The sequence below is a fragment of the Streptomyces sp. NPDC047028 genome (genome assembly GCF_040644095.1).
Classification (GTDB): Bacteria; Actinomycetota; Actinomycetes; order Streptomycetales; family Streptomycetaceae; genus Streptomyces.
Genome location: NZ_JBEYVS010000093.1, coordinates 1 through 7,800 on the forward strand (window position 1 = coordinate 1; position 7,800 = coordinate 7,800).

General features: G+C 70.9%; 8 protein-coding genes and 1 tRNA gene. 7 read left to right on the forward strand and 2 right to left on the reverse strand.

All coding sequences use genetic code 11. The annotated features are described in order from the left end of the window. Nucleotides 1-496: 496 nt before the first annotated feature. The 3 genes from ABZ854_RS36550 to ABZ854_RS36560 all read left to right on the forward strand — a co-directional run bounded on the left by ABZ854_RS36550 (nucleotide 497) and on the right by ABZ854_RS36560 (nucleotide 1,492). Nucleotides 497-943 carry an SRPBCC family protein gene (locus tag ABZ854_RS36550; RefSeq protein WP_361220203.1) on the forward strand — a complete coding sequence of 149 codons (447 nt, stop codon included), beginning with the start codon at nucleotides 497-499 and terminating at the stop codon, nucleotides 941-943. A gap of 39 nt (nucleotides 944-982) precedes the next feature. Beyond that, nucleotides 983-1,054 (forward strand) — tRNA-Val (locus tag ABZ854_RS36555). Nucleotides 1,055-1,132: 78 nt separating this feature from the next. After that, complete coding sequence (locus tag ABZ854_RS36560) at nucleotides 1,133-1,492, forward strand: hypothetical protein (RefSeq protein ID WP_361220206.1); 360 nt, start codon at nucleotides 1,133-1,135, stop codon at nucleotides 1,490-1,492. A 76-nt stretch (nucleotides 1,493-1,568) separates the two neighbouring features. Here ABZ854_RS36560 and ABZ854_RS36565 read toward each other — a convergent pair whose 3' ends face one another. Further along, nucleotides 1,569-2,297: a 3'-5' exonuclease gene (locus ABZ854_RS36565; RefSeq protein ID WP_361220209.1), complete on the reverse strand. Its 729-nt coding sequence runs from the start codon at nucleotides 2,295-2,297 to the stop codon at nucleotides 1,569-1,571. 168 nt (nucleotides 2,298-2,465) lie between these two features. On the opposite strand from ABZ854_RS36565, the gene ABZ854_RS36570 reads away from it, so the two are divergent. From ABZ854_RS36570 to thrS, 3 genes are all read left to right on the forward strand, one after another. After that, the gene (locus ABZ854_RS36570; RefSeq protein WP_361220212.1) at nucleotides 2,466-3,032 is read left to right on the forward strand and encodes a DUF4365 domain-containing protein; all 567 of its coding nucleotides are present in this window, start codon (nucleotides 2,466-2,468) and stop codon (nucleotides 3,030-3,032) included. Beyond that, nucleotides 3,029-4,249, forward strand: coding sequence for a hypothetical protein (locus ABZ854_RS36575; RefSeq protein WP_361220215.1), 1,221 nt, complete (start codon nucleotides 3,029-3,031; stop codon nucleotides 4,247-4,249). Before ABZ854_RS36570 ends, ABZ854_RS36575 begins: the two co-directional genes overlap by 4 nt. A 99-nt stretch (nucleotides 4,250-4,348) precedes the next feature. Next, complete coding sequence (gene thrS, locus ABZ854_RS36580) at nucleotides 4,349-6,325, forward strand: threonine--tRNA ligase (RefSeq protein ID WP_361220218.1); 1,977 nt, start codon at nucleotides 4,349-4,351, stop codon at nucleotides 6,323-6,325. Between the two features lie 28 nt (nucleotides 6,326-6,353). Here thrS and ABZ854_RS36585 read toward each other — a convergent pair whose 3' ends face one another. Next, complete coding sequence (locus ABZ854_RS36585; protein ID WP_361220224.1) at nucleotides 6,354-7,034, reverse strand: ion channel; 681 nt, start codon at nucleotides 7,032-7,034, stop codon at nucleotides 6,354-6,356. A gap of 82 nt (nucleotides 7,035-7,116) precedes the next feature. On the opposite strand from ABZ854_RS36585, the gene ABZ854_RS36590 reads away from it, so the two are divergent. Then, complete coding sequence (locus tag ABZ854_RS36590; protein WP_361220221.1) at nucleotides 7,117-7,677, forward strand: HIT domain-containing protein; 561 nt, start codon at nucleotides 7,117-7,119, stop codon at nucleotides 7,675-7,677. Nucleotides 7,678-7,800: the final 123 nt, after the last annotated feature.

Below are 7,800 nucleotides of genomic sequence, written 5' to 3' on the forward strand. Positions count from 1 at the left end.
GCTCAGTGGGAGAGCGCTTCGTTCACACCGAAGAGGTCACTGGTTCGAACCCAGTATCGCCCACCCGGACCGACGGCCCACCTGCGAGAAAGCAGGTGGGCCGTCGTCGTGCGTGCGGGCTGTCGTCGTGCGTGCCCGCAAATGGTGACAGATCGTCACTTCTGGCGGATGTCGCGGAACGGGCCCGGAAGCCACAACCGGACGATCGCGCTCCGAGAACAGGTACGAGAAGTTCCGGAACCCGGGCCGCGGGCGGAAATCCCCGGGCGTTTTCCAGAACTCCGTCACTTTTCTTCGGAAGTACGACAAGCGAGGAATTCCGTACCCCTCCAAGTGCGGTCACCCGCAAGCAATCTGAGCTCCGGTCACTTCCGGAAATCGGGTGAGCGCCGTCGCACGGGCGGCGGCGCTCGCTTTCCAGTGTCTTCCGCACCCGGGCGGCCCACATGAGTACGCGTACTCATGCGCCCCGCTCCACCAGGGCAGACTCGGGTCCATGGACTGGTCCCACCACCGCTTCCACAGCCTGTGGCCCCTGCCCGCCCCGCCCGCCGCCGTCTACGCGGTGCTCCAGCGGCCCGAGGACTACCCCCGCTGGTGGCCCCAGGTGCGGTCGGTGACCCGGCTCGACGACACCACCGCCGTCTTCACCGTCCGGTCCCTCCTGCCGTACGGCCTCAGCTTCACCGCACGCGAGACGCGCCGCTCCCCGGCCGCCGGCGTCCTCGAGATCGCCATGTCGGGAGACCTCCACGGCTGGGCCCGCTGGACCCTCACCGCCGGCGGCCCCGGCACCCTCGCCCGCTACGACCAGGTCGTCGACGCCGACAAGCCCCTGCTCAGACGGCTCGCCGTCCCCGGACGCCCCCTCTTCCGGGCCAACCACCGGCTGATGATGCGCTCCGGGCGACGCGGACTGCTGCGCCGCCTCGAAGCGGTTTGAACTCCGGGCGCGGGGACCTGTATTGTTCAGTGCGTTCCCGGGCGATTAGCTCAGTGGGAGAGCGCTTCGTTCACACCGAAGAGGTCACTGGTTCGAACCCAGTATCGCCCACCGGGGAAAGCCGGTCTGCACACGCAGACCGGCTTTTTTCATCCCAGTCGTACGTCCGTGGGGGGCACGCCATGAGCGGTGGGAAAGACGGCAGACGACCGAAGAGACCGTCACCGCGATGTGCCGGACGCCGACTTCGACGACGAACAGGTCCGCGCCACCATGGACGGCCACAAGGTCCCCTTCGAGAGCGTGATCGGCGACCCCTACCGCGACGTGAACGGCAGGCAGAGCTACGCGGAGCGCCTCCTTCCGCACCCCCAAGCGGGACGAGTACCGGGACTGGATCGACGCCCTCGAAGTCGGCACGATGTGGACCGGCGGCTCAGCGCCTCGCCGCCCTCCAGTTCGGCAGGCTCCAGCAGCGGCGGTGGCGGCGGTTCGTCGAGCGGTGGGGTCGGCGGCGGTGCGGGAGGCGGAGGCGGCGGCTCCTGGTGACCCCGGCGGGCCCGGCCGCAACGCCTCCGTGGCGTGTGTGAACCCGGCGGGGCCGGCCGTATCGCCTCGCCGCCCGTCACGCCGCCGCGGGCAGCTCCGGACGCAGGGGCCAGTCCGTGCAGACCGTCTCCTCCGTGCCCGTGCGGGCGAACCAGGCCTGCAGGCCCCGCGCCTGCGCCGCGTGCCAGGTCGTCTGCAGCGTGTGCAGCTCGGCGGGGGAGAGGCGCTCCAGGCGGGCGGCGAAACAGCGACCCAGGGCCCGTACGACGTCCAGCGCGGCCAGCGCGTCGGCCGCCGCGTCGTGCGCGCCCTCCAGCGTCACCTCGTAGTGCGCGCACAGGTCCGTCAGCGTGCGCCGGCCCTTGCGGTAGCGGTCCAGGTGCTTGTCCAGGACGCGAGGGTCCAGCACCCGCAGCGGCGTCGCCTCGAACCAGCGGTCCAGCGACGAGGCGCGGTGCCGCCGCAACTCCCGGTCCAGCAGCGTCAGATCGAAGGGCGCGTTCATCACCACCAGCGGCCGGCCCATCGCCGCGTGCTCCGCCAGCTGCTCGGCTATCTCGTACACCACCGGCGCCGGCCAGCGCCCGTGGTGCTGCAGGTGTTCGTCCGTCAGCCCGTGCACGGCCGTCGCCGCCGCGGGCACCGGCACCCCCGGGTTCACCAGCCAGCGCGTCACCCGCGGCCGGGTGCCCGGCGCGTCCTGGACGACGACGGCGGCCGACACGATCCGGTCGGTCTCGACGTCAACGCCCGTCGTCTCCGTGTCGAAGGCGGCCAGCGGCCCCTCGTACCAGCACGTCGTCATACCGACCCAACTCCTCGCTCACCCCTGGCGGGTGACGTCCCGTCTTCTCCCAGTTCGGTGATACCCGGGCTGTTTGCGCGGTACGCCGGAAGGACACAACAGGAGTACGGGTCTTTGCAGTTCAGCGGCCCGCAGCGGGGATACTCCTGGCACGGAGGGCTGTTGGTCATGGCCATTGCGCAGCCCGAGCGGGGCGGGCTGCTGCCCGAACGCGCGGGCCCCCTTCGCGGCACACTCGCCACGACCGCGTGCATGGAGACACTGCAGGTCGGCTATCTGCATGCGGTCGCCGCCGCGGCCGGCTGCTCGCTGTCCCAGCCCTTCCCGGACAACGGCATCGACTGGCACGTCAGCCACAGCGCGCCCGGCCACACCATCGACGACGAGGTCACCATCAAGGTGCAGCTGAAATGCACCTACCAGATCGCGCCGAACCCCCCGGGCCGCTCCTTCTCCTTCACGCTGGACAATGACCACCTGCGCAAACTGGCCCGCACCCCGGTCTCCGTGCACAAGATCCTGGTCGTCATGATCGTCCCGCGCGCCCAGGACGACTGGCTGCGCGCCGGCCACGACCGGCTCGACCTCAGGCACTGCTGCTACTGGGTCAACCTCGCCGGTCACCCCCTCACCGGCCGGACCCGCACCACCGTGCGGATACCGACCTCGCGCATCTTCGACGACCGGGCGCTCTGCGAGATCATGACGCGCGTCGGAACGGGAGGCAGGCCATGAGAAGCCGTCCGTACGAGGACCTCCCGAGGCAGGTCCGCGCGCACCCCGACGACCTCGCCCGGCACCAGCCCCCCGACCCCGCCGAAGTCGACCCCGCCGTCCTCGGCGCCCTCCTGCACCGGCACGGCTGGCAGCGGCGCGGCGGAGCGCCCGGCCGCTACGGCCGCTGGACCCCGCCCGGCCCGGGCGCCGCCGGCACCAGCCTGCTCGTCCCCGAGAGCCGCGCCTTCCCCGACAGCGACGACCTGCTCGGCGAGGCCCTGCTCGCCCTCACCCGCAGCGACACCCCGGCCGCCCGCGAGGTGCTGATCTCCCTCACCGTCCCCAGCGACGAGATCCACTGGTGGCGGGACACCCCCGGCCGCACCGCCGGCGCCACGCCCTGGACGGCCGACGCCCAGCTGCGCACCGCCGCCCGGCAACTCCTCCTCGCCGCCGCCCTCGCCACCCGCGCCCGCACCGGCTACCACGGTGCCCGGCACCGCCGTACGGCCACCGCCCTGCTCGACGACGTACTCGTCGGCCCGGCAGCCGACGACCGCCGGCTCACCGCCTACGTGCCCGTCGGCACCGGCCGCCCGCTCGCCGTCCGCCTCCACCAGGCCCTGTGCGCCGCCCGCGAGGCCATCGACTACCAGCGGGCCACCGCCTCCATGGACGCCTTCGACAGCGCTGTGGAAGCAGGCGTCAGCCGCGAACTGGCCGAGGCGCTCACCACCCTCGTCCAGGGCACCGAAGGCGCCCGCGTAGCCGTCGCCTGGGCGCCCGCGGCCGGCGTCCCCGACGGCTGCGCCGCCTCCGCCGAACCCGTCGAGTTCTCGCCCGGCGACCTGCCCGTGCTGCGCGCGGCCGGCGTTCGCTACCTGCGCGAGGAGCCGTCCGTGCCCGTCCGGATCACCGGCACGGTCGTCCGCATGCGCCGCTCCGGACCGTGCGGCGAGGGCACCGTACGGCTCCGGGTCCTCAGCGGCGCCGAGGTCCCGCACATCCGCGTCACCCTCGGCGAGGAGGCCTACCGCGTCGCCGGCCACGCCCACCTCGTCGGCCTCCCCGTGCGCGTGCACGGCCGGCTGGAGAGCCGGGGCGGCTTCCGCCGGCTCACCGGCGCCTCCGGGGTCGTCCCCGTACAGGTCGACGACGCCGAACGGGACCGGCTGATGAAGTCCCTGCACGAGAACCTCGACTACATCGAGGAGGCGTGCGCAGGCGAGGACTGAGGGTGACCGTTTAGCGGTCGGGTGGGCCGGGTCGGTACGATCCCTTGTGCGCGCGCTCCTGGTATGGCGCCGCACCCCACCTTCAGTCAGGAGAGACCGGTGTCAGACGTCCGTGTGATCATCCAGCGCGATTCCGAGCGGGAAGAACGCGTGGTGACGACGGGCACTACGGCCGCCGACCTCTTCGCGGGCGAGCGCTCGATCATCGCCGCGCGCGTGGCCGGCGAGCTGAAGGACCTCGCGTACCCGCTCGCCGACGGTGACGAGGTCGAGGGCGTCGAGATCACCTCCGAGGACGGCCTGAACATCCTGCGCCACTCCACCGCGCACGTCATGGCGCAGGCCGTGCAGGAGATCTTCCCCGAGGCCAAGCTGGGCATCGGCCCGCCGGTCAAGGACGGCTTCTACTACGACTTCGACGTCGAGAAGCCGTTCACGCCCGAGGATCTCAAGGCCATCGAGAAGAAGATGCAGGAGATCCAGAAGCGCGGGCAGAAGTTCGCCCGCCGCGTCGTCACCGACGAGGCCGCCCGCGAGGAACTGGCGGACGAGCCGTACAAGCTGGAGCTGATCGGCCTCAAGGGCTCCGCGTCCGTTGACGACGGCGCGGACGTCGAGGTCGGCGCCGGCGAGCTGACGATCTACGACAACCTGGACGCCAAGTCGGGGGACCTGTGCTGGAAGGACCTCTGCCGCGGTCCCCACCTGCCCTCGACCCGCCTGATCCCGGCGTTCAAGCTGATGCGCAACGCCGCCGCCTACTGGCGCGGCAGCGAGAAGAACCCGATGCTCCAGCGCATCTACGGCACCGCCTGGCCGTCCAAGGACGAGCTGAAGGCGTACCTGGAGTTCCTCGCCGAGGCGGAGAAGCGCGACCACCGCAAGCTCGGCAACGAACTCGACCTGTTCTCCATCCCCGAGCAGATCGGCTCCGGCCTCGCCGTCTTCCACCCCAAGGGCGGCATCGTCCGCCGGGTCATGGAGGACTACTCGCGCCGTCGGCACGAGGAAGAGGGCTACGAGTTCGTCTACACCCCGCACGCGACGAAGGGGAAGCTCTTCGAGACCTCGGGCCACCTGGACTGGTACGCCGACGGCATGTACCCGCCTATGCAGCTCGACGAGGGCGTGGACTACTACCTCAAGCCCATGAACTGTCCGATGCACAACCTGATCTTCGACGCGCGCGGCCGCTCCTACCGCGAACTGCCGCTGCGCCTCTTCGAGTTCGGGACCGTGTACCGGTACGAGAAGTCGGGCGTCGTGCACGGCCTGACCCGTGCCCGCGGCTTCACCCAGGACGACGCGCACATCTACTGCACCCGTGAGCAGATGTCCGAGGAACTGGACAAGACGCTCACCTTCGTCCTCGGCCTGCTGCGTGACTACGGCCTGACCGACTTCTACCTGGAGCTGTCCACCAAGGACCCGGAGAAGTTCGTCGGCTCCGACGACGCCTGGGAGGAGGCCACCGAGACCCTCCGCCAGGTCGCCGAGAAGCAGGGCCTGCCCCTCGTCCCGGACCCGGGCGGCGCCGCCTTCTACGGCCCCAAGATCTCCGTCCAGGCGAAGGACGCCATCGGCCGCACCTGGCAGATGTCGACGATCCAGCTCGACTTCAACCTGCCCGAGCGGTTCGACCTGGAGTACACCGGCCCTGACGGCGCCAAGCAGCGCCCGGTCATGATCCACCGCGCTCTGTTCGGCTCCATCGAGCGCTTCTTCGCGGTCCTGCTGGAGCACTACGCGGGCGCGTTCCCGGCGTGGCTGGCACCGGTGCAGGCGATCGGCATCCCGATCGGCGACGGACACGTGGAGTACCTCCAGAAGTTCGCCGCGGCGGCGAAGAAGAAGGGCCTGCGTGTCGAGGTGGACTCCTCCTCGGACCGCATGCAGAAGAAGATCCGCAACGCCCAGAAGCAGAAGGTGCCCTTCATGGTCATCGCGGGCGACGAGGACATGTCGAACGGCTCGGTGTCCTTCCGCTACCGCGACGGATCTCAGGAGAACGGCATCCCGTTCGACGAGGCCATCGCGAAGATCATGAAGGTCGTGGAGGAGCGGACCCAGGTCTGACCCCCGATCGGCCAGGGCCCCCGGGGGATCATGTCTCCGGGGGCCCTTCGCCGTCCTCGGGGAGACCCGGCCCGTCCTCGCCGCGGGCGAACCGCTGCAGCAGCAGTGACGAGAAGGAGCCCGTCACCGCGCCCAGCAGGGCGACGCCGCACAGCATCAGGCCCACCGCGATCAGCCGGCCCCGGAAGGTCACCGGGGCGACATCGCCGTAGCCCACGGTGGTGAGCGTCGAGCAGGTCCACCACACGGCGTCCCCGAAGGTCCGGATCGTCGCGTGCGGGGCGCCGCGCTCCTGGTGGTAGACGGACAGCGCCCCGGCGAAGCCGAGCAGGCCCGCGGACAGGCTCGTGTAGGCCATCACGCGCGCGTGCAGGCTCAGCCGCCGGTGGCCGTGCCGCCGCTCCACCGTCTCGTACGTGTGCACGATCCGCACTGGTCGCAGCAGGGGCAGCAGGACGATCGCGGTGTCCAGCAGGTGGCGCCGGACGAACCGGGGCCCCTGGCGACTGAGCCGCCAGCGCACGGCGTAGTCCAGGGCGAACAGCGCCCAGCAGGTGTACGCCAGCGACAGCAGCGCCACGTGTACGGCCTCGGGCAGGGTGCGGGCGAGGACGTGCACGGCGTAGGCGCCGAGGAAGACCAGCGAGGCGATGGCGAGGGGGATGTCCGTACGCTCCTCCCAGCGCAACTTACGGCTGTCCTCGTGCACCGGCTCGTCGTCCACCGGCCAAGCTTGGCCGGTGCCCGGCCTCCGCGCGCCCCGGCGACACGCCGCGAACGGGCGAAGCCATATGCTGCCTGGCATGACGAGTGAGCCGGAGCAGCAGATCGGAGTGGGGACGCCGGATGCGTTCCAGCGCCTGTGGACGCCCCATCGGATGGCCTACATCCAGGGCGAGAACAAGCCGACCGGCCCGGGGTCCGGAGACGGCTGCCCCTTCTGCTCGATACCGGCGAAGTCCGACGAGGACGGTCTGATCGTCCGCCGCGGCGAGCACGTCTACGCGGTGCTCAACCTGTACCCGTACAACGGCGGCCACCTGATGACCGTGCCGTACCGGCACGTGGCCGACTACACCGACCTGACAGGACCGGAGACCACCGAGCTGGCCGAGCTGACCAAACAGGCGATGACGGCCCTGCGTACCGCCTCCGGCGCGCACGGCTTCAACATCGGCATGAACCAGGGCACGGTGGCCGGCGCCGGCATCGCCGCCCATCTCCACCAGCACATCGTCCCCCGCTGGGGCGGCGACACCAACTTCATGCCGGTGGTGGGCCACACCAAGGTCCTCCCCCAACTCCTGGCAGACACCCGAGACCTGCTGGCAGCAGCCTGGCCAACGAACTGACGGCACCGTGACGCCCCGAAAGGGGCGCGGGGCTGTGTCGATCCGCCGCGTGGGCGCGACCAGCGGTGCGGCAGCGCCCGCAGCCTTCGCCCTCACCTGGACCACCTGGGCATCGCCCAGGGT

Coding starts and splice junctions, on each gene's coding strand:
- ABZ854_RS36565 (WP_361220209.1), bottom strand. CDS start 2,297: ATGACGACGTGCTGGTACGAGGGGCCGCTGGCCGCCTTCGACACGGAG.
- ABZ854_RS36550 (WP_361220203.1), top strand. CDS start 497: ATGGACTGGTCCCACCACCGCTTCCACAGCCTGTGGCCCCTGCCCGCC.
- ABZ854_RS36590 (WP_361220221.1), top strand. CDS start 7,117: ATGCTGCCTGGCATGACGAGTGAGCCGGAGCAGCAGATCGGAGTGGGG.
- ABZ854_RS36570 (WP_361220212.1), top strand. CDS start 2,466: ATGGCCATTGCGCAGCCCGAGCGGGGCGGGCTGCTGCCCGAACGCGCG.
- ABZ854_RS36575 (WP_361220215.1), top strand. CDS start 3,029: ATGAGAAGCCGTCCGTACGAGGACCTCCCGAGGCAGGTCCGCGCGCAC.